The sequence below is a fragment of the Pseudomonas sp. SYWMCR5 genome, assembly GCF_057197165.1.
In genome coordinates, this window is record NZ_JBXUNH010000002.1 from 513,220 (window position 1) to 538,466 (window position 25,247).

Genomic DNA, 25,247 nt, shown 5'->3' on the forward strand with positions numbered 1-25,247 from the left:
ACGGGGCAGCTATGGGCAAGTAACGACGGGTCAGGCCAGGGGAGAGGCTCGGGGGTTGAGCTTTGGCCACTGATCGCGTGGCAGTGGCAACCTGTGGCTGTCACCGAGCAGGAGTGCATCGGGCCAGAAGCGGGGGAGCAGGTGACGATAGTAGTCGCTGGCCAGCAAGGCATGCCCGGCATGGCCACAGCAGCAGTCGCCAGCCTGGTGTTTCATTTCCGGCTGATCGTCGAGTTGCGGCAGCTCGGCCTTGAGCTGGGCCAGCAGTGACTTGGGCAGGCTCTGTGCACCGTGCAGGCTGCAAAAGCTGCCGAGGATCAGCGATTGGCTGTCGATACGGGGTGTTTGCAAGGCACGGTCGAGCGGCATCGCCAGCAGGTTGAACAGCACGGCGAAGCAGGCGAACAGACAAAGATGTGCACGTGCACGTGCACGTGAAAGCATGAGTCACCCGAACGAATGTGGCGCGCATTAAGCCGCATCCGTTGCGGGCTGTACAAGTTCCGTGGTGCGCTTTTTTGTCGCAGGCGCACCGCGGCGCCACATCGGTTGCTTCACACTGGGTGTCATCACGTTGGGCCCCTGGTGATAGCCGTCTTCATGGCTCACCTTGCCGCGGAACACGTAATAGCTCCAGAACGTGTAGCCGAGGATGATAGGCAGAATGAACAGTGTGCCCACCAACATGAAGCCTTGGCTCTGCGGCGGCGCTGCGACCTCCCAGATGCTGATCGACGGCGGGATGATGTTTGGCCACAAGCTGATGCCCAGCCCGCTGTAGCCCAGGAAGATCAGCGCCAGGGTCAGCAAGAACGGCGTGTAGTGCGCGTTGCGTGCCACGGCACGCAGCAGCCCGTAGAAGGTCACCAGTACCAGGATCGGCACCGGCATGAACCAGAGCAGGTTGGGTATGCTGAACCTGCGGGCGGCGATTTGCGGGTAGGCCAGCGGTGTCCACAGGCTGACCACGGCGATCACCACCAGCAGCACCAGCGCCAGAGGCCTGGCAACATCGTGCATGCGTTGCTGCAGCGGCCCTTCGGTCTTCATCACCAGCCAGGTGCAACCGAGCAGGGTGTAGGCAACCACCAGGCCTAGCCCGCAGAACAGGCTGAACGGCGTGAGCCAGTCGAGCCCGCCTCCGGCATAAAGCCGCTGTCGTGTGAACACCACAGCGCTGTTCACCAAGCGTGCAATCAACGTAACGGCAGCTTGAACACCCTGCGCAGACGTCGCCAGCCCAGCACGACACCACTGAGCGCGATTACCAGGCCACCGATGCTCATGGTAATGAGCAGGCTCTCTCGCAGCAGCGGCCTGGCCAGCAGAGGTTGCCAATCCCAGCTGTGCAGCAGGTTGAACAACCAGCGGCCGACCCGTTGCGTGCGGTCGAAGCTGACCACCACCTCGCCGCTGGCCGGGTCCAGGTATACCCACGTGCGCGCAGGGTCAGCGAAGTGCAGGCCCAACACGGGCAGTGGGCGCATCTGCAAGCCGTACATGCTTTGCGGATCACGGGCAAAGTAGTGGAAGTCGTAGGCGGTCTGCCAGTGATCCTCGACCGCGCCTCCCGGCGCGATGGCCTGGGCGGCGGCCAGCAGCCGCTGCCTGGACAAGGCTCGCTTCGGTGCCATGCCGGCTTCGACCAGGCGGCTGTCGCCGCTGGCGCCGCGTGCGACCACGAACGTGACGCCAGCGAGCCGCTGCCATTGCAGCTCGACCGGGACGAATCCATCCTCCTCGGCCAGGCGCGCCATGACCTGGCGCAGCGGCATGGCGAAATCGTCGGGGCGCAATGGCCCTTGGCGCAGGGCCGACAGGTCGAGGCGCGAATGGCTGTCGGTCAGGCCCCAGGGGCGCATGGACATCAGCCCACTGAACACCCATAACACCAGCACCACGCCGAACAACAGCCCGCCGATGTGATGCCAGCGCAACCAGCCACCGGGGTAGGGGCTGCATGACCCGCTGCGATAGCGTTTGCGCAACCGCAGACGCAGGACCCCCACCGTCATGCCCAGGACCGCCATGAGCGTACCGAGCAGGGAGAGACCAATCACCAGCGTGCGCCAGCCATTGTCGAAGCCGAATCCCCCGCGCAAGGGATACAGCCAGTGAAGCCAGGCACCGACCCAGTTCCAGGCGCGCTCCTGGGCGGTGGCGTCGCGCACCACCTCGCCGGTGCGTCCGGACAGGTACAGCCAGGTACCGGCAGCATCTGCTACCTGCACCTTGTGCAAGGGCCGATCGCTGTCCAGGGCGCGTGAGTGTGTCCACATGTCCTCATCCACGGTCCCCAGGTAAGTCAATGCCGCGTCACCGGCATACTGTCGAGCAGTGGCCAGCGCCCAGGCAGAGTCGCTGCTGGCCAACTGATCACCGCTTGCAGCATCGAGGGTTACACGGCGGCCGTCGGCCAGTTCAAGCAGGTAATAGGGTCGCCCGCCCAGGCTGGTCAGGCGCAGGGCTTTCATTGGCTGCTGCGCCCAGCTGGCCGGCAACTCGGCGCAGCACCCTGCCGGCAACGCCGGCAGATGGCCCAGGCGCTCAGCCGGGGTCAGCTTGGGGTAGCCGACATACAGCATGACCACCCCGGAGACGAACCACAGCGCCATGAACAGGCAGGCGACGATGCCCAGCCAGCGGTGCCAGAGATACAACTGGCGCTTCAGGCCCATCAGTAGCGCCACTGCACAGCGACTTCCAGGCTGCGCGGTTCACCCAGGTAATACTGGGTGTTGGTCTGGTGGATGAAGCGGGCGTAGACCTCGTCGGTGAGGTTGCGCAGGCGGGCGCTGACCTGCACGTGCTTGTCCAGGTCGTGGGTCATGGACAGCCCGTAGACGGTGTAGGACGGTACCCACGCGGTATTGGCGGTGTTGGCGTACACCGACGACACGTAGCGGGCGTCGGCGCCGACCTGCCAGCCCGGCGCCAGGTCGTAGGTCAACCACAAGTTGGCCACGCGGTCCGGGATGTTGACCGGGTTCTTGCCTTTGCGCGAATACACCACACCGCTGATGGTCTCATTGAACTCGTCGTACTCGGCATTCACCCAGCTGAAGTTACCTGCTGCCAGCAGCTTGGGCGTGACCTTGAGCGAGGCCGCCAGCTCGATGCCGGTGGAGGTCTGCTGGCCAGCCTGCTCGGTGGTGTTTGGCACGGTCGAGGAGGGCACCGAGATGTTCTTGCGCACGATCCGGTAAGCCGCTGCGGTAGCCGTGCCGCGTCCGTCGAGGAAGTCGAACTTGCTGCCCACTTCAACCTGCCTGCCGGTGCTCAGGTCGAAGTCGCCTACCTGGCTGATCGAGGCACTGGTCAAGGTACCTCCCGGCGGCTCGGCCGAGGTGCTGTACTGGGTGTACAGGCTGATGCTGGAGGTCAAGTCGTAGACCAGGCCCAGGCGCCCGGTGATGGCGTCCCAGCGCCGGTCGAGCTTGGCGCGCGCCACATGGTCGACCACGTCGAAATCGATATGGTCATAGCGCAGCGCAGTGATCAATGACAGCTGGTCGGTCAGGCGGGTGCGGTTCTCGATGAAGGCCGAAGTGGTGTCGGTGGTAGTGGTGCGGCCCTTGGTCATGGGTGCGTCCATGCCGGGGATATCGAGAAAGTGCCCGGGCTCGAAGCCGTTCGGGTCAACCGTGTCGAACGCGCCCTTGGACAGCGGGTAGTTGGTCTGCTGGTTGGTGTTGTAGTCCATGCCGAATGCCCAGTCACTGGCCAGGCCGAACAGCTGGCCCTGGTGGGTCAGCTCGACCTTGTCGCCGTTGACCTCCTGGTCGTGGCGCTGGCGGTAGCCGCCGGAGCGGGCGATGCTGGTGTTGCCGGCGTTGTAGCGGTACACCTCGAGGTTGCGGTAATCGCGCTGGCCGTTGTAGTGGTAGAAGGTATTGCGCAGTTGGGTGTTGTCGTCGAAGCGGTAGTCGGTGATCGAGCGCAGCCAGCGGGTGCGCTGCTCGTAGCGACCGTCCTCGACGTTGTAGTTGTTGAAACGGTTGTGCTTGTCAATGTGCAGGGTGCCCACCAGTGGCTGCAACACCGGCGTGCCCCAGTACGGGCTGTCTTCTTTTTCTTCCAGGTATTCGATGGCGAGGGTGTGCGAGAGCTGGTCGTTGATATCGCTGAGCAGCGAGAAGGCCAGGTTGCCGGCACCGTTCTCCTGACGGTCGATGTAGCCGTTGCTGCTGGTGCGGCTGTAGTCGAGCCGCGCGTAGTGGCGTGGGCCGTCGCCGCTGTTGAGTGCCTTGTTGAAGCCGACCGAGGTTTCCATCGTGTCGTAGCGCCCGTAGCTGACGCGGCCTTCGAAGGTGTCCTCGTCGCGGTTGGCCAGCTTGGTGATCATGTTAAGGCTGCCGCCGACGGCGCCGCTGCCGTTGAGGAACGACGAGGGGCCGCCGAGCAGTTCGACGCGGTCGTAGATCCACGCGCCAACCGGGCGCGCCGTGGCGCCGTATTGCAGGTTGATGCCGTTGAACAACTGGCTGACCTGGGCGCCATTGAAGCCGCGGTACGACACGTAGCCGCCCCAGCCGGGCGGTGCAGAGGCGTTGACCCCGGGCAGGGCGTTGGCGGCGTCCTGGAAATTGCGCGCGCCGATGCGCTCCATGGTCTTGCGGTCGGCGACGCTGACCGAGGCGGGGTTTTCGCGGGCGCTGAGGTTGAGCCGCGAGCCGCTTTCGATAGGGCGGTCGAGGTCCAGAGTGGTGGCTTCTTTGGGTTGGTCGGCGGTGGCCGTGACGTTGCTGGCGGGCAGGGTCAGGGTGTCATCCTGCGCCCAGGCGCAGGTTGCGCTGCCAATGAGCAGCGCCAAAGTGGTCATGCGGAACATGCAAGGCTTCCTGGCTGAAATCGGTGAGCGCACGCTTGCTGCCGATCGGGCGGCACTCGGGCGTGGCGATGTCAGAACGCGAGAAGCAAAGCGGGGGACGCGCGGGGATTGACCAGTGGCCAGCGCTGCTTGGGCAGGCGTGGCGTGGGTTGTTTGGGTAAGGGTTTACTCGACTCGCGGGCGAGCAGGGCCAGCAGGCCGAAGAACACCGCCAGCAGGGTGGCGCTGAACAGGCTGGCGATCACGCAGTCGCCGCCGGCGGACAGCACCGGGTCGGTGGTGTCTTGGTCGCCCTTGAACACGCCGCTGCTGTCGGCCGAGCACCAGGCAGCGTCATCCAGGCCGGCCAGGCGCAAGCCGGCCATCTGCCCATGGCCCATGGCGCACAGCAACGAACCGAACAGGATGCTGAAGTACAGGAGCCAGGCAACGTGCGCTTTTTGATGGCGGGCCAGCATCATGGGCAAAGCTCGGATGGTGGAGAGGGCTGATCGGCGACGAATTCTACAGGTTTTGCGGTATCTGAAAAGTAGGATGGTGCGTCACCGAGCACTCAAATGGATGCATCAGAGCTGTGTTGATTGGGCATCGTACCCACAGCCTGGGTTGTCAACCCGTTACTCACCCTGGGCATCGCGGCTGCTCCCCGTTGAGTGAATCCACCCACATACGCGCTGCCGGCGATGCCGCCGGCACACAACGCCGATCACTTCAGACTTCCTTAAGCTTGAGTTAGCAACCTGACGCTGTCCGGTTGCTGGGAAAGGCTTCTACATCGCGCCCAGTAGTAACGGACCTCCCTCTAATTCTTCGAGGCCATGGATATGAAGCGCGATTCAACTCGCGACCGCTACGGTCGCTTGTCCATCATCATGCACTGGAGCATGGTCATCTTGTTCATCGGCATTTATGCCTGCATCGAGCTGCGCGGGGCATTGCCACGAGGCAGCGTACTAAAGAGCCCATTGCTGGGACTGCATGCGCTGATGGGTATCGCCGTATTCGCGTTGGTATGGGTACGCCTGATTGGGCGGCTTAGCCCACGTCCCGCCATCCTGCCCACGCCACCTACCTGGCAGACGGCGACGGCCAGCGTCATGCACCTGGCCTTGTACGGTTTGATGATCGTTACGCCATTGTTGGCCTGGCTGATGCTGGGCGCTGCTGGTAAGCCGTTGCCGTACTGGGGCATCGTTCTGCCTTCGCCCGTTCCTGTCGACCCTGCTTTGGCCAGAACGCTGAAGGACTGGCATGAGCTGGTCGGTAACGCTGGCTACGCGCTGATTGGGCTTCATGCGTGTGCAGGCCTGGCACACCACTACTTGATCAAGGACAACACCCTCAGGCGCATGCTGCCGCACTGGTAGCACTTGACCCTGAAGTGCCTTTAACCCCCATGCTGGCAGGTTCGTTCCTTTCAGGAATTCCTCATGGAAAACCGCATCCCGCCGCCGCTGGTTGTTGCGCTGTTCGGCTTGTTCGCTTGGCTCGCTGCCCGGAACCTACCGGGCACCTTGGCGCATGCCAGCGACTGCATACGGTGCTTCTTTCCGGCAACCAGCAAGATAGGCGTCATCGTGATACCAAAACACGAGGGTCCCCATTTCCTCCAAACGATGAACCCCAGATGCCCTGGAGCTTAGGTAACGGTGGTTACGCGCTGATTGGCATTCATGCTTGCGCAAGCCAGCAAAGCACGCAATGAATGAGCGGTCGTCCGCTGACGACCGCTCATTCACAACAGTTGAGGAGGTTAATCCTTGGTGAGCGCGTCCTTGACATCACCGACTACTTGCTGTGCTTCCCCTTTTTTCTCCTGCAGTTTGCCTTTCAACTCCAGTTCCGTGTTACCGGTGGCCTTGCCTACGGCTTGTTTGACCTTGCCGACAGCCTCGTTAGCCATGCCTTTAACTTTGTCCGAAGCGCTGCTCATCATTTTTCTCCTGCGACAATCATCAGTGAACCGTGGGTTGGAAGAACCGTGCGTGCATCGGTTGAGTTGCATGTCATTCAGCGATGACACGTGTCTTGCGTGACAACAACGCGAAGCGGCCGACTGCAAAGCTCAAGGCAGCACCGATCAGAAGCGTTACCAGGGTGCCCCAGGCGGCTTTCGATACGTTGCTAGCAGCGACTTGAGCAGCTTCGCGTGCCTGCTGCTCTGCCTGTTCTTTCAGAGCCTTCACCTGTTCAGCCGCCTGTTGATAAGCGCGGGCGTAGTTATCAACCACTTGCTCGGCCTCTTGCTGACTCTTTCCGGTGCGCGCAGCGACGATATTGACCAAGGCTTCCTTGTCTGCCGCACTCAGAGCAGGCTCACTGGCTTTGCGTACTCGCTCGAACCACTGCTTGAGCTGGTCGATCGTCAGGGTCGGGTTTTCGGCTGCGACTTGACCCGCAGACTCACCTTGGGCTTGAAGCTGATCGGTCTTTTGCTCCAAGGTCGAGGGGTTAAGTTCAGCCTTGCCGGACTGCTCAAGCGTTTTGTTCAGCTCAGCTTCCAGGCTGTCCCAGTCAAGCGAGATACCCTGTCTGTTCAGTTGCTCCTTGATGCCTTGGCCAACACCAGGCGCAGCAGCAGCGACGCCATCGGCTGCAAGCGACAGGCCTTTGCCGGCAATGTTGCCTGCGGTGCCGACCACGCTACCCGCCAAAGAAGCCAGCAGCCAGGTAGCCATCAGCGTGGTCAGCGTCCAACTCAACAGGCCATGCAGGCCTCCTCGGGTAGGGGCGGTACGGCCGGCCACCCAGGCGCCGGCTGCCACGGAGATCACCGTGCTGATGAACAACCAAACCCCCGCGCCCGTACCAAAGCCGCGTAAGGGATTGCCTTCAGCCATAGGGTCAACGGCCCCGGCGCCGATGGCCGTTCCCAGCACACTGAGTATCAGGTAGCTGGCCAAGGCGATGGCGCCGCCTGCGAACACGGCGCTCCAGGATACCCTCAGCGTGCTGACAGCGTTGGCTGGGGTGGTCACATACGATTCCGTCATCTATGCATCCTCGAGAGTTTGGACTGGCAGCACCAGCAACTGATACCTCTGGTGCAACGTCAGGGCCAGTTTGCAGGTCTCATGCAAGGCTGTAATGGCGCATCTGCACCTGATCGACTAGTGCATTGGCACCACCCTTGGCCTGGTTGCAGCGATTAAGCTCCAGGTAACACCGACATGCGCAATGGAGAACTGCCATGAGTGACGCCGTGCTCGCACGCGAGACCAACCGCCGCCAGCTTCAGCAAATCATCGCCGGCTTGTCCGATGGTGTGATCCTGCTGGAAGTCGACCAATCGATAATCTGGGCAAACGAAGCGGCCCTGCGCATGCATGACGTCGACAGCCTGGAACAGCTGGGCAGCAACGCTGAGGCTTACCGCGAGCGATTCACGTTGCGTTACCGCAACAATCACCCGCTTGAACCCGAGCAGTACCCTATTGCCCGGGTGGCCGCTGGAGAGGTCTTCAGCGATGTGATGGTAGAGGTTACAGCCGTTGGCGAGGAGGAGGCGCGCAGCCGGGTACACAGGGTGCGCAGCATGGTGCTGGCGGACAGCAAGGGCGACGCTGAATCGCTGGTGCTGATCATCGCCGATGCCACTGAATGGGCCAGCGCCGAGCAGCGCTTCGAAAAAACCTTCAATGCCAACCCGGCGCCTGCGGTTATCTGCCGGCTCAGCGATCTACGTTTTATCAAAGTCAATCAAGGCTTTCTGGAAATGACCGGCCATGTGCGGGATAACGTCATCGGCAGGTCTGTCTATGAGGTAGATGTGCTGGAAAACGCCGAGCGCAAGGAGTTGGCGATCGAGCGCCTCATAGAGGGGGCAACTATCCCGCAGATGCAGGCTGAATTGCGCTTGCCGGATGGAGGCACGAAGCTGGTCATCGTGGCGGGACAACCATTGGACATGCATGAGGAAGATTGCATGTTGTTCTCATTCACCGACCTTGAGCCCAGGCGCAAGGCGGAAAATGCACTGCGTCAGAGCGAGGAGCGCTTCGCCAAGGCGTTTCGCCTGAGCCCCGTGCCTACCTTGTTGTGCAGCGCTGACAGGCAGCAACTGATCGATGCCAACGAAGCCTTTCTCGACACTCTGGGGTACACCGCGCAGGAACTGCTAGGCAAAACGGTGGCTGAAATCAATTTCATGGACGATAGCCGCATTACAGCTCAGGTGTTCGACGTATTGGAAAAAACAGGGCGCATTGAGGGGCTGGACCTGAAACTGCGTAAAAAAAATGACGACCGACTCCACTGCGTCCTGCAAGCTGACACCGTAAGCCTGCAGGACACTCCATGCTACCTGCTAGTCATGATGGATATCACCGAGCGCAAACGTTCGGAACTCGAGCTGGTCGAGGCGATCGAGACAGTCATGCAGGATGCATCGTGGTTTAGCCAAACCCTGATAGAAAAGTTGGCCAATGCCAAGCGCATTAACACAGGCCGTTTGCCTGATGCGTCGTTTACCAACCTTACGCGAAGAGAGCGTGATGTGTTGGCACTCATTTGCGAAGGTCTTGCCGACAAGGAAATCGCAGCGCGGTTGAACCTGGCACTCAACACCGTGCGCAACCATGTAGCCACAGTGTATTCCAAACTCGACGTACACAGCCGTAGTGAGGCGATCGTCTGGGCTCGGGAGCGAAGATTGTTTGCAGGGTGAATGCGTGCGTTTCAAGATGCTTGGTTCGACAATGCACGTCATCGGTAGGGCTGGTGCGTTGTCTTGGTTTTCCAATAATCTGCGGCTGAAAATCGGTCTTTTCGGCGTCCCCAAGCCGCCCATTTCCGGCTGATGGGCAACTTGTTCAGAGTTTCCTTAACCGCTATCTGGAGCTCTACGGCCAAGTCCGTATGGCTGAGATGCGTCGCGAGAAGAATCTGCGTACCTTGGTTGGTCGTTGGTGCGGGTTCGAATCGCAACATGAGCCGGTCCTTTGAACACGTAGGCTGGAGGGGAGGAGGGTGATGCCTGTTCGTGATCGGCTGATTGAGTCACGACGAACCTTCTTGACTGTCAAGCCGGCCCCAAGCTGCCGAGGCACGCTGTGCGTTATGGCGGTTCGTAGACTCGGCCAGATAACGACGTGGCCTCGCCGAGGTCTCAGTCCAACCGCAGACTCGCCGGAGTTCGCCCGTGGCGCGCTCCATGCTGCTCGACCAGGTAAGCCAAGAAACGGTCGGCGAACGTTCGCTCTGGATGTAGTGCTCGTAGACCTCATGCAGCTGCGCAGAAACACCTACGGTTCGTCCGTGGGTTTTCAGCGCAGGCTCTTCAGTACGCGGGTTGGCGGGGTCATGTTCGCGGTCATTGGTGGTGACATAGGCGTGCTTAGAACCTTAGGCGCGGCGTTACCAGCCTGCAAGAGCAGCGGTACACGCTGACCTGAAGAAAGACGGCACTGAATCAGACTCATCGGCAGCCACCTAATTCTATGGTTCACCATGAACGCCAAGGCCTTACAAGGCTCATGAACATTTATTACATAGCACATGATTTAACATAATATACATTATGCGCACCTTCGTATGGAGCTGCCGGGGCTCTGGGTGGACAGATTTGAAGCCAGCTCTTGGCCTTGATCGCTGTGCTCCAGCTCCTACAGGCACCGCTTGGCGATGCGTTCCCCGCATGCTTGAATGCCCGCCTTTAGCAACGATGTTGCTTCCACTCGGCGCCGGAGAAACGGAATGTGGCTTTGTACAGATTGGAAAATTGACTGGAATGCAATCAGCGCCGTGGCGACGGCCGTCGCAGCAATCTTCGCAGTGTGTGTTTGGTATCGTGATAACCAGCAAAGAAAACGTGAACGCTCAGCGAGCGCGAAGCTCTTGGCTCAAATCATGAAAACACCAATCGGAGCTACGCGCGTCGAAGTTGCAAGGTTCCGATGCGACAATTTTTCAGCCGTCCAAATCAAGCGATTACTGATCGATGAGAATGCTCGAAAGACGCTAGGTGAAAAAGTGTCGTCAATTACGATTGATCTGCCGTCTCAGTTTCTAGATAAAGCAGACATATTCAGTGAAAAAATTAACAACGAATTGGCTAGCGCGTTTTTTCATGTGAACAACCTGAAGCAAATAGTCATGATGACCGCCGACCTACCCAACTCAGCCAAAGATGAAGACATTTCAAAGCATGTCGGATCGGTGATACAAAAAATCCAGCAGTCCGAGGATGCTTCCCAGAACGCGCTTAACGCTCTTCAAGAGTTGGAATCGACCGGGCCCAAAAAAGGAATAACCCTACCCTTCGCGTTATGCTTTCGCGGAATAACTCGACTAAATATTCATTTAGTTGAGTTATATAGGCGCATCTACCAAGCGCGGCGTCAGAAACAAAACTAGCTCGGTTTCAGTCTTCACGGTCGAACTGCTGTTGAACAGCCATTTGAGCCCTGGGATCTGCCCAAAAAACGGCACGCTACGCACAACGGTGCTATCCGTATCCGAGTACACGCCTCCCAACGCCACAGTTTTCCCAAAGCCCGAAAACACCCGGGACGTCAGCGACGTGGTGTTGATCGGTGGCACCCCGTTCATTGCCTTCGAATAATCAGGTTCATCCTTTGAAAGGATCACGTCCAGGAGCACGCCGGTATCGTTCACAAGCGGAGTGACATCGAGCGAAAGCGCAGCCTCTTTAAAAGAGACGGATGTCGCCCCGTCACCGGCCGACTGTTGGTATGGAACCTGAGAGCCTTTGATGATTTTCGCCTGATGCCGATCAGTGGTGAACACGCGCGGGCTGGAGATTACACGCCCCCTGCCCGCTTGCTCCATTGCGTTCAGCTCAGCATCCAAATTGAACGACCTGGATGTAATCCCAAGCCCAGCGATAGCAGCTGGTGTCAGGCCCAATGGAACGCTGCCAATCAAAGTACCGGCACCGCTACCAACAGAACCGGACCATTGAACACCGAGATTCTTCGAGTATGACCGATCAACCTCGACTATGCGGGCCTCGATCATCACCTGTTTACGCGAGTAATCAACGGCTGTCAGATATGTGCGCAGTTCGACCAAGCGTTCGTCACTCATGCGTGCAACAACAACTGACGAGCCTTCTTCAGCGTTCAAACTTTCGCCCTGGTCGAGCGGAAACGCCTTAATGGCATCTGCCGATGGAATGTTTCGAACCTTTAATACGGTGACCTTATAAGACGGTGTAGCTGGATCTGAAAGCGAGCCAGACGACCCTGTAAAAGTCCCTAAGGTACCACCGGAATCGTCATCCGTATGCGGATATGCGCTGACGCGAAGAAACTTACCGTCGACCGTGTACAGAAGACCGCGAGGACCCGTGACGAATTCAATAGCATCGTCCCAACTAACGTCCTTCATACGCATCGACATGGAGCCGGTAACGCCTTCTCCCAGGACTAGATTAAGCCCGCGATAGTCTGCAAGAAGCTGAAGTGCAGCAGATACCTGGATAGTTTGGAAATCAAACGTCAATGGTTGGGTAGTTTCAGAAGCATTAGCCTGCGAGAGAAAGGCTGAGAAGGATAATGCAATGATGAAGCGGCAAAAAATATTAGATGTAGTCATGAGAAAGAGTCCGGGAAAAATGGATTAATTGGTGAAGGGGGCAGCGCTACGCTAACCCCCTCCCCCAATCAATCCTCCAATCAAGACGCCACTGCCGTGTTCGTGCTGCTGCCGCCGAACTTCGACCCTCGCCCTGATTTCCCGGAAACCCGCGCGATACTCGCCAATCTGCACGCAGCACTGCTGGCCAGCAAACCGTCACGCGTGGTGTGCCTGTCCACCATTGGCGCGCAGGCCAGCCACCCCAACCTGCTATCGCAGCTGGGTGAAATGGAACAATAGCTGGGAGGCACTGTTCCTTGCGCAGGGAATGCAGAACCCGCTACCGCGCATGCAAATGCTGGATGGCTTCAATGCAGGCTGGATCGATTTTGAAGGCACGCCGCGCCAGGCGCGTACCGATCTGCAGACGGTGTTGGCGGGGTTGGTCGAACGCGGTTGAGCAATACGCTCTGGCTGGTCCGCGCCCTCGCAGGGCGCGCCAGCTTTCAGGTGTTGGCCAAAACAGTACGTCGGCCTCGAATCTTAAGATGTACCGTGATACGTACCACGTACCGTTTCAGCTCAAACCACCAAAACGACGATAGAAACTTTCACTGGCATCCGGTAGCGGTCCGTCCGCCGTCTCCAGCGTGTCATTGAGCCAGGCTTCGGCCTTGGGCGACACCAGGCGATAGAGGTTGCGGCACAACTGGCGCGCTGCGCGACCTTCCCAATCGCCGGGCAACAGTTCGTCAGGCAACTGCGGATCCCGCAGCAGCAAACGCCGGTATTCGTGGATCAACAAGGTGCGCGCCAGGAAGCAATCCTGCGCCTCCAGCGCTTCCTGCTCGCGCAGTGCCTGCCACAGCGGGCGGAACAGCCGAATGAACTCACTGTAGTGCTGGCCCAGTTCGTCGATTCCCCAGCTCTCCTTGACCTGCGCACGCATGGCCTTGGAGGCGAGAATTTCCTGGGCATGGGTCTCGAAGACGATACTGTCTTCCTCGGCCTCCAGCTCGCGCAGGGTCGCCGCGAGGTCCGCGCGATCGGCGCGCGGGCATCCCATCACGTTAGGGGCGATGGCTCCGAAGCCTTGCCACTCCAGCTCTTCACGTACTGCCTTGCGCCTGGCAACGTCCAACTGCGAGAGCAGCACCAGCGTCCAGGCGCCGTCCCAGGCTGGCAAGCTGGCACTGTAGACCCGCTTGAATGCCTTCTCGAAGCGTCGTCGGCCGGTGCCGGTGAGGCTGTAGTAGCTGCGGCGACCGACCTTTTCAGCGGTCAGCCAGCCTTCTTTGGTGAGGCGGAAGATCGAGGTGCGAATCAACCGCTCGTTGATACCGAAGGGCTCCAGCAAGCCGATCAGGCTACCCAGCCACACCGTGCCACCATGGGGTTCGACGGCATCGCCATACAGCGTGATGATCAGCGAGCTGGCGCGGATCGGCGTCTGCTCCCGGAAGCGGGTGATCAGGTGATTCAGGGGTACGAGGCTGCTCATGGGGGAACTGGGCGCGGGGAAAGCCCCGACTATACCTTTACCCCGCCCCGCCTGACCATGGCGCGACACGGCAATGCTCATGCGCCATGCCCCGCCTTCGGCCGCAGCCCCGTATCGCCCATGCGCGGGCGCCCGGGTTCGGCCGCACTCAGCGGCGGACACTCCACCATCGATGCCATGCAACGCCTGGCAAGTGCCTGGTACTCCTGAGTGCCGCGCTGCTTCCAGGCGACCTCCTCGTCGCTCAGTGCACGCCTGACCTGGGCCGGCGAGCCCACCACCAGGCTCTGCGCCTCGCAGGTGAAGCCCGCCTTGACGAATGCCGTGGCCGCAACGATGCAGCGTGGCGCGATATGCGCACCATCCATCACCACCGCATTCATGCCTATCAGCGCATCCGCCCCCACTCGGCACCCATGCAGCACTGCGCCATGGCCAACATGACCATTGCGCTCGATGACCGTGTCACCACCCGGAAAGCCATGCATCACGCAGGTGTCCTGCAGATTGGCGCCCTCCTCAAGGACGATGCGCCCGAAGTCGCCCCGCAACGCAGCGAGAGGCCCGACATAACAGCCGGGGCCGACGATCACATCGCCGATCAGTACGGCACTGGGGTGGACATAGGCGGTGGAATGGACCACGGGGGTCAAGCCGTCGAGGCGATAGCAGGGCATGAGAGTGACTCAATGTGATTCATGACGTTAGATGATCATGTATCATTTCAAGTGAATCAGTCAATTTCGAAATGGCTGTATCGCTTTGTGATTCGCTCTACGCAGCCACCGCAAACGAAGGCTAAATCCCTGCATGCAAAGGGAATCCAGCAGTCCCATCGATCACCCCCGAATATTCAGATACACCAATTTAATTTTAATATTGATATTTCGTATCGCTTTGAGCCTATACTTGCGCCACCACTGCAACCGATTCCAAGAACTGGCCAGCCCTGACCGGCGCCAAACGTGCAGCCTGAGGTACCACCATGCCAAGCAACCTCGTTGTGCAGGCCCCGGCGGACGGTGTCCGCCTGATCACCCTGCACCGCCCGCAAGCCCTCAACGCCCTGAATACCGAGCTGCTGGCAGAACTCGCCAACGAACTCGACGCCGCTGCCCACGACGAACACACCCGCGCGGTGGTCATCACTGGCAATCGCAAGGCCTTTGCCGCCGGCGCCGATATCAACGAGATGGCCGAGCGCGATCTGGTCGGCATCCTCAACGATCCCCGCGTCGCCCACTGGCAACGCATCGCCGCCTTCCCCAAGCCCCTGATCGCCGCCGTCAACGGCTTCGCCCTGGGCGGTGGCTGCGAGCTGGTGATGTGCGCCGATATCGTGATCGCCGGGGCCGACGCTCGCTTCGGCCAACCAGAGATCAACCTCGGCATCATCCCCGGCGCGGGTGGCACCCAGCGCCTGCTTCGCGCGGTCGGCAAGCCCCTGGCCATGCAACTGGTGCTCACCGGCGAAACCCTCGATGCCCGCCATGCCTTGCAGGCCGGGTTGATCAGCGAAATGACCCAGCCCGAACTGACCGTCGAACGCGCCCTGCAGGTGGCCCGCAGCATCGCGCAAAAGGCGCCCCTGGCCGTGCGCCTGGCCAAAGAGGCCCTGCTCAAGGCCCAGGATACGGACCTCGCCAGCGGCCTGCGCTTCGAACGACATGCCTTCACCCTGCTGGCCGGCACTGCCGACCGCGACGAAGGCATCCGCGCCTTCCAGGAAAAACGCCCGGCCAACTTCATCGGCCGCTGAACCACTCGATTCCACCGACTGACGGAGCGCGCTTGCCATGAGCTTCCAGCACATCCTGTTTTCCATCGAGGACGGCGTCGCCCTCCTCTCGCTCAACCGCCCCGAGCAACTCAACAGTTTCAACGCCGACATGCACCTCGAGGTGCGCGAGGCCCTCAAGCAGGTGCGCCAGAGCGCGCAGGCGCGGGTGCTGCTGCTGACCGGCGAGGGCCGGGGTTTCTGCGCCGGCCAGGACCTGTCCGATCGCAATGTCGCCCCCGGCGCCGAGCGCCCCGACCTGGGTCATTCGATCGAGCAGTTCTACAACCCGCTGATCCGCAGCCTGCGCGACTTGCCGATGCCAGTGATCTGCGCGGTCAACGGCGTGGCCGCCGGCGCCGGCGCCAATATTCCACTGGCCTGCGACCTGGTGCTGGCCGCCCGCTCGGCCAGCTTCATCCAGGCGTTCTGCCGCATCGGCCTGATTCCGGATTCCGGCGGCACCTGGCTGCTGCCGCGACTGGTCGGCATGGCCCGCGCGAAAGCCCTGGCCATGCTGGGTGAGCGTCTGAGCGCCGAACAGGCCGAGCAATGGGGGCTGATTCACCGCGTGGTGGACGATGCCGAGCTGCGCGACGAAGCACTGCGCCTGGCGCGGCACCTGGCCGCTCAGCCCACCTATGGCCTGGCACTGATCAAGCGCAGCCTCAACGCAAGCTTCGACAACAGTTTCGACCAGCAACTGACGCTCGAGCGCGACCTGCAACGCCTGGCGGGGCGCAGCGACGACTACCGCGAAGGCGTCAGCGCCTTCATGGAAAAGCGTACGCCGACGTTCAAGGGGTGCTGAGATGAGCGCCTTGCACATTGAAGCTCAGGTTGCGGTGATCGGTGCTGGCGCCATGGGTGCCGGCATTGCCCAGGTTGCAGCCCAGGCCGGGCATCCAGTCCGGCTTTATGACAATCGCCCGGGCGCTGCAGCGCAGGCCATCGACGGCATCGCCCGGCAATTGGCGCGCCAGGTGGAAAAAGGCAAGCTGAGCCCCTGTGAGCGCGAGCTGATCACTGCCCGCCTGCAACCTGCCGAGTCCCTCGAGGCCTTGGCCGATGCAGCGCTGGTGATCGAGGCGATCGTGGAAAACCTCGAGATCAAGCAGCAACTGCTGCACCAGCTCGAAGCCCTCTGCGCAGAAACCTGCATCCTCGCCAGCAACACCTCGTCGTTGTCGATTACCCGCCTGGCAGCGGGGCTTGCTCGTCCCGGGCAAGTGGTCGGCATGCATTTTTTCAATCCCGCACCCTTGATGGCGTTGGTCGAGGTCGTGTCGGGGCTTGCGACCGAACCGGCCGTGGCCGATACGCTGTACGACACCGCCAAGGCCTGGGGCAAGCAGCCGGTGCATGCGCGCTCCACCCCTGGTTTCATCGTCAATCGCGTAGCCCGTCCATTCTACGCCGAGAGCCTGCGCCTGCTGCAGGAAGGCGCAGCCGACTGCGCGACCCTCGATGCACTGTTGCGCGAGGCCGGCGGGTTCCGCATGGGCGCGTTCGAACTCACCGACCTGATCGGCCACGACGTCAACTACGCCGTCACCTGCTCGGTGTTCGACGCCTACTACGGGGATTTGCGCTTCCAACCCTCGCAGGTACAGAAGGAACTGGTGGCGGCCGGGCGCCTGGGACGCAAGAGCGGCCAGGGTTTCCATGACTACCGCGAGGGCGCCGAACGCCCGCAGCCTGCAGAATTGCGCAGCGCTGCCGAGGTCACGCGCTGCGTGGTCGAGGGCGACCTCGGCGTCATGCAGCCGCTGGTGCAACGCCTGAGCGCCAGCGGCATCGAGCTAACCCAGCGCGCCGGCCAGGGCTTGCTGCGCATTGGCGACGCCACCCTGGCCCTGTCCGACGGTCGCCTGGCCAGCCAGCGCGCCCGCGACGACGGCCTGCAGAATCTGGTGCTGATCGACCTCGCCCTGGACTACAGCAGCGCTACCCGCATCGCCATCACCTGGGCCAGGAGCACCACGATCGAAGCCCGCGATCAGGTTGTCGCACTGCTCCAGCGCGCCGGGTTCACCGTCAGCGCCCTGGCTGATCTGCCGGGGCTCGCCGTGCTGCGCACGGTGGCCATGCTCGCCAACGAAGCCGCCGATGCCGTGCTGCAAGGCGTCGCCTCGGCGGCCGACATCGACCTGGCCATGTGCGCCGGGGTCAATTATCCACTGGGGCCGCTGGCCTGGGCCGACCGCATGGGCCTTACCCACACGTTGCGCACCCTCGAACACCTGCAACAGGCCTACGGCGAAGAACGCTATCGCCCTTCCCTGCTGTTGCGCCGCACCCATGCCGAAGGAGGCCGCCTGCATGACTGACACACCTCGCACCCCCGAAGCGCTGGCCCGCGCTTGCGCCAACGCCATGTACGCCCGTGACCCTGCGACCCAAGGCATGGGCATCGAACTGCTCGAGGCCGGCCCCGGCAACGCCACGGTGCGCATGACCGTGCGCGCCGACATGATCCAGGGCCACGGCACCTGCCAGGGCGGTTTTCTCTTCGCCCTGGCCGATTCGGCGTTCGCCTTTGCCTGCAACAGCCACGACGAGGCCACCGTGGCCCTGTGCTGCAGCATCGATTATGTGGCCCCGGCGCTGCTCGGCGACCAGTTGACCGCCACCGCCCACGAAGTGGTGCGCAAGAGCCGCACCGGCCTCTACGACGTGCGCCTGGAAAACCAGCGTGGCGAGCTGGTGGCGCTGTTCCATGGCAAGTCCTACAAGTTGCGCGGCAGCGTGCTGACGCAGGAGACGCAAGATGACTGAACCGACCCTCAACGACGCCCTGATCATCGACGCCGTACGCACGCCCATCGGCCGCTACGGCGGCGCCCTGAGCAGCGTGCGTGCCGACGACCTGGCGGCGATCCCGATCAAGGCATTGATCGCCCGCCATCCAGAGCTGGACTGGCACGCCATCGACGATGTGATCCTCGGCTGCGCCAACCAGGCCGGCGAAGACAACCGCAACGTTGCGCACATGGCGACGCTGCTGGCCGGGCTGCCTGTCGAGGTGCCGGGCACCACCCTCAACCGCCTGTGCGGCTCGGGCCTGGACGCCATCGGCAACGCCGCCCGCGCCCTGCGCTGTGGCGAGGCTGGGCTGATGCTGGCCGGCGGCGTCGAATCCATGTCCCGCGCTCCCTTCGTCATGGGCAAGGCCGAACAGGCCTTCGGCCGCAGTGCGGAACTGTTCGACACCACCATCGGCTGGCGCTTCGTCAACACCCTGATGAAAGCGCAATACGGCATCGATTCGATGCCCGAGACCGCCGAGAACGTTGCCGAGCAGTTCGGCATCTCGCGCGCCGACCAGGACGCCTTTGCCCTGCGCAGCCAGCACAAGGCTGCCGCCGCCCAGGCCAATGGCCGCCTGGCGCGCGAAATCGTCCCGGTCGAGATCGCCCAGCGCAAGGGCCCGGCCAAGGTGGTCGAACAGGATGAGCACCCGCGCGGCGACACCACCCTGGAGCAGTTGGCGCGCCTTGGTACGCCGTTTCGCGAAGGTGGCAGCGTCACCGCCGGCAACGCGTCGGGGGTCAACGACGGTGCTTGCGCACTGCTGCTGGCCAGCAGCAGCGCAGCCAGCCGCCACGGCCTGAAGGCGCGCGGGCGGATCGTCGGCATGGCCGCAGCCGGAGTCGAGCCGCGCATCATGGGCATCGGCCCGGTGCCAGCGACGCGCAAAGTGCTGGAACTGACCGGCCTTGCCCTGGCCGACATGGACGTGATCGAGCTCAACGAAGCCTTCGCCGCCCAAGGGCTGGCAGTGCTGCGCGAGCTGGGCGTTGCCGACGACGATCCACGGGTCAACCCCAACGGTGGCGCCATCGCCCTGGGTCATCCGCTGGGCATGAGTGGCGCACGGCTGGTCACCACTGCCCTGCACGAACTGGAGCTGACCGGCGGGCGCTACGCCCTGTGCACCATGTGCATCGGCGTCGGCCAGGGCATCGCCATGGTGATCGAGCGCCTTTGAGGCACCTCGACCAACGGACCGCGACCCACGCTGCAACGGGCAGTATGCTGCCCACCATGACACTCACGGCTCCTCGACGGGCCGGCGTACAAGAACAACTCGAGTGAAGCCATGAACATGTACCACGATGCCGAACGCGCCCTGCTTGACCCCATGGAAACCGCCAGTGTCGACGCCCTGCGCCAGCACCAGCTCGAACGCCTGCGCTGGAGCCTGCGCCACGCCTACGACAAGGTGCCGCTGTACCGCCAGCGTTTCGACGCCTGCGGCGCCCATCCGGACGACCTGAAGTCGCTCGAAGACCTGTCGCGCTTCCCCTTCACCGGCAAGAGCGACCTGCGTGACAACTACCCTTACGGCATGTTCGCCGTCCCCCAGGAGGAAGTGGTACGCCTGCACGCCTCCAGCGGCACCACGGGCAAACCCACGGTAGTCGGGTACACCCAGAACGACATCGACACCTGGGCCAACGTGGTCGCCCGTTCGATCCGCGCCGCAGGCGGACGCAAGGGCGACAAGGTGCATGTCTCCTATGGCTACGGCCTGTTCACCGGTGGCCTGGGCGCTCACTACGGCGCCGAGCGCCTGGGCTGCACGGTGATCCCCATGTCCGGCGGCCAGACCGAGAAGCAGGTGCAGCTGATCCGCGACTTCCAGCCCGACATCATCATGGTCACGCCGTCCTACATGCTCAACCTGGCCGACGAGATCGAACGCCAGGGCATCGACCCCAACGACCTCAAGCTGCGCCTGGGCATCTTCGGTGCCGAACCCTGGACCGACGAGCTGCGCCGCTCCATCGAACAACGCCTGGGCATCAATGCCCTGGACATCTATGGCCTGTCGGAAATCATGGGGCCGGGCGTGGCCATGGAGTGCATCGAGACCAAGGACGGCCCGACCATCTGGGAAGACCATTTCTATCCCGAGATCATCGACCCGGTGTCTGGCGAGGTCCTGCCGGACGGGCAACTGGGCGAGCTGGTGTTCACGTCACTGAGCAAGGAGGCGCTACCGATGGTGCGCTACCGCACCCGCGACCTGACCCGCCTGCTGCCCGGCACGGCACGGCCGATGCGGCGGATCGGCAAGATCACCGGGCGCAGCGACGACATGCTGATCATCCGCGGGGTCAATGTGTTCCCTACGCAGATCGAAGAGCAGGTGCTGAAAATAAAACAGCTTTCCGAGCTTTACGAGATTCATCTGTATCGCAATGGCAATCTCGATAGTGTGGAAGTGCACGTGGAGTTACGTGCCGACAGCCAGTACCTGGACGACGCTACGCGCAAGGCGCTTGTGGGTGAGCTGAGCAAGCAGATCAAGACCTACATCGGCATCAGCACGCAGATTCGCCTGCAGCCCTGCGGGACGTTGAAGCGCTCCGAGGGCAAGGCTTGCCACGTCTACGACAAACGGTTGGCCAGCTGACTTTCGATTCGGCTGCCTTTTTCTGCCCCGGCCTCGTCCGGGGCTTTTTTTTGCGCCGTATTTGCCGGCCCTATCGCGGGACGAGCCCGCTCCCACTGACTCCAGGATCAGCGAGCCGCCTGTGGGAGCGGGCTCGTCCCGCGATAGGGCCGCAACGTGATACACAATTTCATACGATACATTATTTTATGTTTGATGTTAGATCTCGTATCGCTTATAAAGAACTCCATGCCCCAACCACCCCTGAGGCGGGAGCCCGAACATGTACGCACAGCTAGTCGAAACCGGCGTCAAACGTGTCAAGTCACTGGAAGAGATGTCGCCCGAAGAGCGCCACTTCCAGGAGAAGATCGACGCCGAGATCAAGATCGAACCGAAAAACTGGATGCCCGAGGCCTATCGCCAGACCCTGATTCGCCAGATCTCCCAGCACGCCCATTCGGAAATCGTCGGCATGCTCCCCGAGGGCAATTGGGTCACCCGCGCCCCGAGCCTCAAGCGCAAGCTGCAGTTGATGGCCAAGATCCAGGACGAGGCCGGCCACGGCCTGTACCTGTACAGCGCCATGGAGACCCTGGGCGCCGACCGCGACGAAGAGATCGCCAAGCTGCACAGCGGCAAGGCCAAGTACTCGAGCATCTTCAACTACCCGACCCTGAGCTGGGCCGACATGGGCGCGGTGGGCTGGCTGGTCGACGGAGCGGCGATCGTCAACCAGGTGGTACTGCAACGTACCTCCTACGGTCCCTACTCGCGCGCGATGATCCGTATCTGCAAGGAAGAGAGCTTCCATCAGCGCCAAGGCTACGAACTGCTGCTGACCATGATGCGCCACGGCACCCAGGCGCAGAAGGACATGGTCCAGGACGCGATCAATCGCCTGTGGTGGCCCTCGCTGATGATGTTCGGCCCCAGCGACGAACACTCCCCCAACAGCGCCCAGTCGATGGCCTGGAAGATCAAGCGCCAGACCAACGACGACCTGCGCCAGCGCTTCATCGACCAGACCGTACCGCAGCTCGAACTGCTCGGCTGCACCGCCCCTGACCCGGAACTGAAGTGGAACGCCGAACGCGGCCACTACGACTTCGGTGAAATCCAGTGGGACGAATTCTACGAAGTGATCAAGGGCAACGGCCCCTGCAACCAGGAGCGGGTCGCCACCCGTCGCCAGGCCATCGAAGACGGTGCCTGGGTACGCGAGGCTGCCGTGGCCTATGCGCGCAAGCAACAGAACAAGAACGCCGCCTGAAGCGGCGACCGATGCGGAGATCGAACATGTCTGTCTGGACCCTCTACGAAGTATTCGTGCGCAGCAAGCACGGCCTGAACCACAAGCACGTGGGCAGTGTGCATGCCGCCGACGCGGCCATGGCCATCGAGAATGCCCGTGAGTTGTACACCCGGCGCAGCGAAGGCGTGAGCCTGTGGGTGGTGCCTTCGGCGCTGATCACCGCCTCTTCGCCTGACGAAAAAGACCCGCTGTTCGCCCCTTCGGACGACAAGGTCTATCGCCATGCCAGCTTCTACGAGCTGCCTGACGAAGTCGGACACATGTGAGGCCCGCCATGCACAACGACGATCTGATCCCCTACCTGCTGCTGCTCGGTGACAGCGCCCTGATCCAGGGCCAGCGCCTGTGCGAATGGTGTGGCCACGCCCCGGCACTGGAAGAAGAGCTGGCGCTGATGAATGTCGGCCTCGACCTGGTCGGCCAGGCGCGCAACTGGCTGGAGTACGCCGCCGAACTGCTCGACGACGGCCGCGATGCCGACGCCCTGGCGTTTCGCCGTGACGAGCGCGCCTTCCACAACCTGCTGCTGGTCGAGCAACCGAACGGCGATTTTGCCGTGACCATGACCAAGCAGTTCCTCTACGACGCCTGGCACCTGGCGATGCTCGAGGGCCTGTGCGCCTCCAGCGATCCGCGCATCGCCGGGATCGCGGCCAAAGCGCTCAAGGAGGTCACCTATCACCTGCGCCGCTCCGCTGAGTGGGTGCAGCGTCTGGGGGGGGGCACTGACGAAAGCCGTCGCCGCATGCTCGCGGCGATCCCGGCACTGTGGCGCTTCACCGTGGAGCTGAGCCAGGGCAGTGAAAGCGAGACGCGCCTGGCCGCCGCGGGTATTGCCGCCGACCCGGCGCAGGTGGGTCAAGCCTGGCTTGCCCAGGTCAGCGCCGTGTTCGCCTCGGTCGAGCTGCCGCAGCCCACGCCTGCCAGCCATTTCTACCTGAGCGGTCGCAAGGGACTGCACACCGAACATCTGGGCCTGCTGCTGGCCGAGATGCAGTTCCTGCCACGAGCCTACCCCGATGCGACCTGGTGAGCTGATCGCCGGCGACCGTGGCGCCCGCAGCCTGCGCGAGGGCGACCTGGCGCGGGCCTGGGCGGTGCTGGAGCAGGTCATGGACCCGGAGGTGCCGGTGGTCAGCGTGGTCGATCTGGGGATCGTGCGCGACCTCGACTGGCGCGCCGGCCACCTGCACCTGGTGGTGACCCCCACCTACTCCGGCTGCCCGGCCACCGAGGTGATCGAGGGCGATATCCGCCAGGCCCTGGAACAGGCCGGTTTTGCCCAGCCTGCGCTGGAACGCCGTCTGACCCCAGCCTGGAGCACCGACTGGATCAGCGACCAGGGCCGCGAGCGCCTGCGGGTCTATGGCATCGCGCCGCCCCAGGGCAGCGCCAGCAAGCGCAGCCTGCTCGGCGAAGCCCCCCAGGTGTGCTGTCCGCAATGCGGCAGCACCCATACCGAACTGCTCAGCCAGTTCGGCTCCACGGCCTGCAAGGCGCTTTATCGCTGCCGCGAGTGCATGGAGCCGTTCGACTATTTCAAATGCATTTGAGCCGTGGAGACGACCATGAGCCAGTTTCACAGCCTGACCATCAAGCAAGTGCGCCACGAGACACGCGACGCCGTGTCGATCGCCTTCGACGTCCCCGCCCATCTGCAGGACGCGTTCCGCTTCACCCAAGGCCAGTACCTGGTGATGCGTACCTTTCTCGACGATGAGGAGGTGCGCCGTTCCTACTCGATCTGCAGTGCCGTGCAGGACGGCGAGCTGCGCGTGGCGGTCAAGCGCGTGCCGGGCGGGCGCTTCTCGGCATTCGCCAACGACGTGCTCGCGGCCGGCCAGCAACTGGAGGTGATGCCGCCCAGCGGCAGCTTCTTCGTGCCGCTGCAGGCCGAGCGCTACGGCCATTACCTGGGAGTGGCCGCCGGCAGCGGTATCACCCCGATCCTGTCGATCATCGCCACCACCCTGGCCTGCGAGCCCAACAGCCGCTTCACCCTGCTGTACGGCAACCGCGCCAGCAACAGCGCACTGTTTCGCGATCGTCTGGAAGACCTGAAGAACCGCTATCTGGACCGCCTGAACCTGATTTTCGTGTTCAGCCGCGAACAGCAGGATGTCGACCTGTACAACGGCCGTATCGACGCCGACAAGTGCGGCCAGCTGTTCTCTCGCTGGCTCGACGTGCAGGCCCTCGATGCCGCCTTTATCTGCGGGCCGCAGGCGATGACCGAAACCGTGCGTGCCAGCCTCGAAGACAACGGCATGCCACGCGAACGCATCCATTTCGAGCTGTTCGCCGCCGCCGGCAGCGAAACCCGGCGCGAAGCCCGCGAGGCGGCGCGCCAGCTGGACTCGGCGCTAAGCCATATCACCGTGATCAGCGATGGCCGCGCACTGGCCTTCGACCTGCCGCGCAACAGCCAGAACATCCTCGATGCCGGCAATGCCATCGGTGCCGAACTGCCCTATTCGTGCAAGGCCGGGGTGTGCTCGACCTGCAAGTGCCGGGTCATCGAGGGCGAGGTGGAAATGGACAGCAACCATGCGCTGGAGGACTACGAGGTGGCGGCGGGGTATGTGCTGTCGTGCCAGACGTATCCGCTGAGCGATCGCGTGGTGCTGGATTTCGATCAGCTTTGAGACCGCGTCGCCTTCATCGCGGGACGAGCCCGCCCCCACAGGGATTGGGTTGGACTTTAAAGGGACAAGCCTGCTCCCGCAGGGATTGGGCTGGACTTTAAAGGGACGAGCCCGCTCCCGCAGGGATTGGGCTGGACTTCAAATTTTGAGCAAGACCGTTGCTCCCACAAGATCCATGGTCACTGCTGTATCTGTGGGAGCGGGCTCGTCCCGCGATGAGGCCGCCAGCAACCCTGCA

25 protein-coding genes and 1 pseudogene are annotated in these 25,247 nt (G+C 62.3%); 16 read left to right on the forward strand and 10 right to left on the reverse strand.

Features of this window, described 5'->3' with window-relative positions; genetic code table 11:
- Positions 1-30: 30 nt before the first annotated feature.
- From AC2CGW_RS08250 to AC2CGW_RS08270, 5 genes and pseudogenes are all read right to left on the reverse strand, one after another.
- Positions 31-444 carry a DUF2946 family protein gene (locus tag AC2CGW_RS08250; protein ID WP_484573838.1) on the reverse strand — a complete coding sequence of 138 codons (414 nt, stop codon included), beginning with the start codon at positions 442-444 and terminating at the stop codon, positions 31-33.
- A 141-nt stretch (positions 445-585) separates the two neighbouring features.
- Positions 586-1,236 (reverse strand): annotated as a pseudogene (locus AC2CGW_RS08255) (cytochrome d ubiquinol oxidase subunit II); the annotation flags it as partial.
- Positions 1,197-2,672: a PepSY domain-containing protein gene (locus tag AC2CGW_RS08260; protein ID WP_484574010.1), complete on the reverse strand. Its 1,476-nt coding sequence runs from the start codon at positions 2,670-2,672 to the stop codon at positions 1,197-1,199. The gene AC2CGW_RS08260 and the pseudogene AC2CGW_RS08255, both read right to left, overlap by 40 nt.
- A 5-nt stretch (positions 2,673-2,677) precedes the next feature.
- Positions 2,678-4,831: a TonB-dependent receptor gene (locus AC2CGW_RS08265; RefSeq protein WP_484573839.1), complete on the reverse strand. Its 2,154-nt coding sequence runs from the start codon at positions 4,829-4,831 to the stop codon at positions 2,678-2,680.
- 71 nt (positions 4,832-4,902) lie between these two features.
- On the reverse strand, positions 4,903-5,292 hold the full coding sequence (locus AC2CGW_RS08270) for a DUF2946 family protein (protein ID WP_186709024.1): 390 nt from the start codon (positions 5,290-5,292) through the stop codon (positions 4,903-4,905).
- 363 nt (positions 5,293-5,655) lie between these two features.
- Between AC2CGW_RS08270 and AC2CGW_RS08275 the strand changes: the two genes are divergently transcribed.
- Positions 5,656-6,198, forward strand: a complete 543-nt coding sequence (locus tag AC2CGW_RS08275; RefSeq protein ID WP_484573840.1) for a cytochrome b — start codon at positions 5,656-5,658, stop codon at positions 6,196-6,198.
- A gap of 386 nt (positions 6,199-6,584) precedes the next feature.
- Here AC2CGW_RS08275 and AC2CGW_RS08280 read toward each other — a convergent pair whose 3' ends face one another.
- Together AC2CGW_RS08280 and AC2CGW_RS08285 are read right to left on the reverse strand one after the other, a co-directional pair.
- Positions 6,585-6,764 carry a CsbD family protein gene (locus AC2CGW_RS08280; RefSeq protein ID WP_484573841.1) on the reverse strand — a complete coding sequence of 60 codons (180 nt, stop codon included), beginning with the start codon at positions 6,762-6,764 and terminating at the stop codon, positions 6,585-6,587.
- Between the two features lie 73 nt (positions 6,765-6,837).
- The gene (locus AC2CGW_RS08285) at positions 6,838-7,824 is read right to left on the reverse strand and encodes a hypothetical protein (protein ID WP_186664786.1); all 987 of its coding nucleotides are present in this window, start codon (positions 7,822-7,824) and stop codon (positions 6,838-6,840) included.
- 197 nt (positions 7,825-8,021) lie between these two features.
- On the opposite strand from AC2CGW_RS08285, the gene AC2CGW_RS08290 reads away from it, so the two are divergent.
- Together AC2CGW_RS08290 and AC2CGW_RS08295 are read left to right on the forward strand one after the other, a co-directional pair.
- Positions 8,022-9,497, forward strand: a complete 1,476-nt coding sequence (locus tag AC2CGW_RS08290) for a PAS domain S-box protein (RefSeq protein ID WP_411384401.1) — start codon at positions 8,022-8,024, stop codon at positions 9,495-9,497.
- 977 nt (positions 9,498-10,474) lie between these two features.
- Entirely contained in the window at positions 10,475-11,185 is a 711-nt protein-coding gene (locus AC2CGW_RS08295; protein WP_484573842.1) for a hypothetical protein, read from the forward strand.
- On the opposite strand, the gene AC2CGW_RS08300 is transcribed toward AC2CGW_RS08295, so the two are convergent.
- On the reverse strand, positions 11,141-12,388 hold the full coding sequence (locus tag AC2CGW_RS08300) for a type IV pilus secretin PilQ (RefSeq protein ID WP_484573843.1): 1,248 nt from the start codon (positions 12,386-12,388) through the stop codon (positions 11,141-11,143). The genes AC2CGW_RS08295 and AC2CGW_RS08300 overlap by 45 nt on opposite strands.
- Before the next feature lie 96 nt (positions 12,389-12,484).
- On the opposite strand from AC2CGW_RS08300, the gene AC2CGW_RS08305 reads away from it, so the two are divergent.
- Both AC2CGW_RS08305 and AC2CGW_RS08310 read left to right on the forward strand, forming a co-directional pair.
- Positions 12,485-12,670: a Rossmann-fold NAD(P)-binding domain-containing protein gene (locus AC2CGW_RS08305; RefSeq protein WP_202885222.1), complete on the forward strand. Its 186-nt coding sequence runs from the start codon at positions 12,485-12,487 to the stop codon at positions 12,668-12,670.
- Positions 12,671-12,698: 28 nt separating this feature from the next.
- Entirely contained in the window at positions 12,699-12,830 is a 132-nt protein-coding gene (locus AC2CGW_RS08310) for a hypothetical protein (RefSeq protein WP_426352098.1), read from the forward strand.
- Positions 12,831-12,947: 117 nt separating this feature from the next.
- Here the strand turns inward: AC2CGW_RS08310 and paaX are convergent, their stop codons facing one another.
- Both paaX and paaY read right to left on the reverse strand, forming a co-directional pair.
- Positions 12,948-13,871 carry a phenylacetic acid degradation operon negative regulatory protein PaaX gene (gene paaX, locus AC2CGW_RS08315; RefSeq protein WP_484573844.1) on the reverse strand — a complete coding sequence of 308 codons (924 nt, stop codon included), beginning with the start codon at positions 13,869-13,871 and terminating at the stop codon, positions 12,948-12,950.
- 77 nt (positions 13,872-13,948) lie between these two features.
- Complete coding sequence (paaY, locus tag AC2CGW_RS08320) at positions 13,949-14,548, reverse strand: phenylacetic acid degradation protein PaaY (RefSeq protein ID WP_411384399.1); 600 nt, start codon at positions 14,546-14,548, stop codon at positions 13,949-13,951.
- A 308-nt stretch (positions 14,549-14,856) separates the two neighbouring features.
- Between paaY and paaF the strand changes: the two genes are divergently transcribed.
- The 11 genes from paaF (at position 14,857) to paaE (ending at position 25,009) form a co-directional block, all read left to right on the forward strand.
- The gene (gene paaF, locus AC2CGW_RS08325) at positions 14,857-15,630 is read left to right on the forward strand and encodes a 2,3-dehydroadipyl-CoA hydratase PaaF (RefSeq protein WP_186664816.1); all 774 of its coding nucleotides are present in this window, start codon (positions 14,857-14,859) and stop codon (positions 15,628-15,630) included.
- Positions 15,631-15,667: 37 nt separating this feature from the next.
- Positions 15,668-16,459 carry a 2-(1,2-epoxy-1,2-dihydrophenyl)acetyl-CoA isomerase PaaG gene (gene paaG, locus AC2CGW_RS08330; protein ID WP_186664819.1) on the forward strand — a complete coding sequence of 264 codons (792 nt, stop codon included), beginning with the start codon at positions 15,668-15,670 and terminating at the stop codon, positions 16,457-16,459.
- A 1-nt stretch (position 16,460) separates the two neighbouring features.
- Positions 16,461-17,978, forward strand: a complete 1,518-nt coding sequence (gene paaH, locus AC2CGW_RS08335; RefSeq protein WP_484573845.1) for a 3-hydroxyacyl-CoA dehydrogenase PaaH — start codon at positions 16,461-16,463, stop codon at positions 17,976-17,978.
- Positions 17,971-18,426 (forward strand): hydroxyphenylacetyl-CoA thioesterase PaaI, encoded by a 456-nt coding sequence (gene paaI, locus AC2CGW_RS08340; protein WP_484573846.1) that lies wholly within the window; start codon positions 17,971-17,973, stop codon positions 18,424-18,426. Before paaH ends, paaI begins: the two co-directional genes overlap by 8 nt.
- Entirely contained in the window at positions 18,419-19,639 is a 1,221-nt protein-coding gene (pcaF, locus tag AC2CGW_RS08345; RefSeq protein WP_186719328.1) for a 3-oxoadipyl-CoA thiolase, read from the forward strand. The genes paaI and pcaF overlap by 8 nt, the downstream gene beginning before the upstream one ends.
- Positions 19,640-19,750: 111 nt before the next feature.
- A complete protein-coding gene (paaK, locus tag AC2CGW_RS08350; protein WP_186664829.1) occupies positions 19,751-21,070 on the forward strand; it encodes a phenylacetate--CoA ligase PaaK in 1,320 nt (439 codons plus the stop codon).
- 262 nt (positions 21,071-21,332) lie between these two features.
- Positions 21,333-22,322, forward strand: a complete 990-nt coding sequence (gene paaA, locus AC2CGW_RS08355) for a 1,2-phenylacetyl-CoA epoxidase subunit PaaA (protein WP_484573847.1) — start codon at positions 21,333-21,335, stop codon at positions 22,320-22,322.
- A 26-nt stretch (positions 22,323-22,348) separates the two neighbouring features.
- Positions 22,349-22,630: a 1,2-phenylacetyl-CoA epoxidase subunit PaaB gene (gene paaB / locus AC2CGW_RS08360; protein ID WP_004374528.1), complete on the forward strand. Its 282-nt coding sequence runs from the start codon at positions 22,349-22,351 to the stop codon at positions 22,628-22,630.
- 8 nt (positions 22,631-22,638) lie between these two features.
- Positions 22,639-23,397, forward strand: a complete 759-nt coding sequence (paaC, locus tag AC2CGW_RS08365) for a 1,2-phenylacetyl-CoA epoxidase subunit PaaC (RefSeq protein WP_186664832.1) — start codon at positions 22,639-22,641, stop codon at positions 23,395-23,397.
- Complete coding sequence (gene paaD / locus AC2CGW_RS08370; RefSeq protein ID WP_484573848.1) at positions 23,384-23,917, forward strand: 1,2-phenylacetyl-CoA epoxidase subunit PaaD; 534 nt, start codon at positions 23,384-23,386, stop codon at positions 23,915-23,917. The genes paaC and paaD overlap by 14 nt, the downstream gene beginning before the upstream one ends.
- Positions 23,918-23,932: 15 nt before the next feature.
- On the forward strand, positions 23,933-25,009 hold the full coding sequence (paaE, locus tag AC2CGW_RS08375; RefSeq protein WP_186664837.1) for a 1,2-phenylacetyl-CoA epoxidase subunit PaaE: 1,077 nt from the start codon (positions 23,933-23,935) through the stop codon (positions 25,007-25,009).
- Positions 25,010-25,247: the final 238 nt, after the last annotated feature.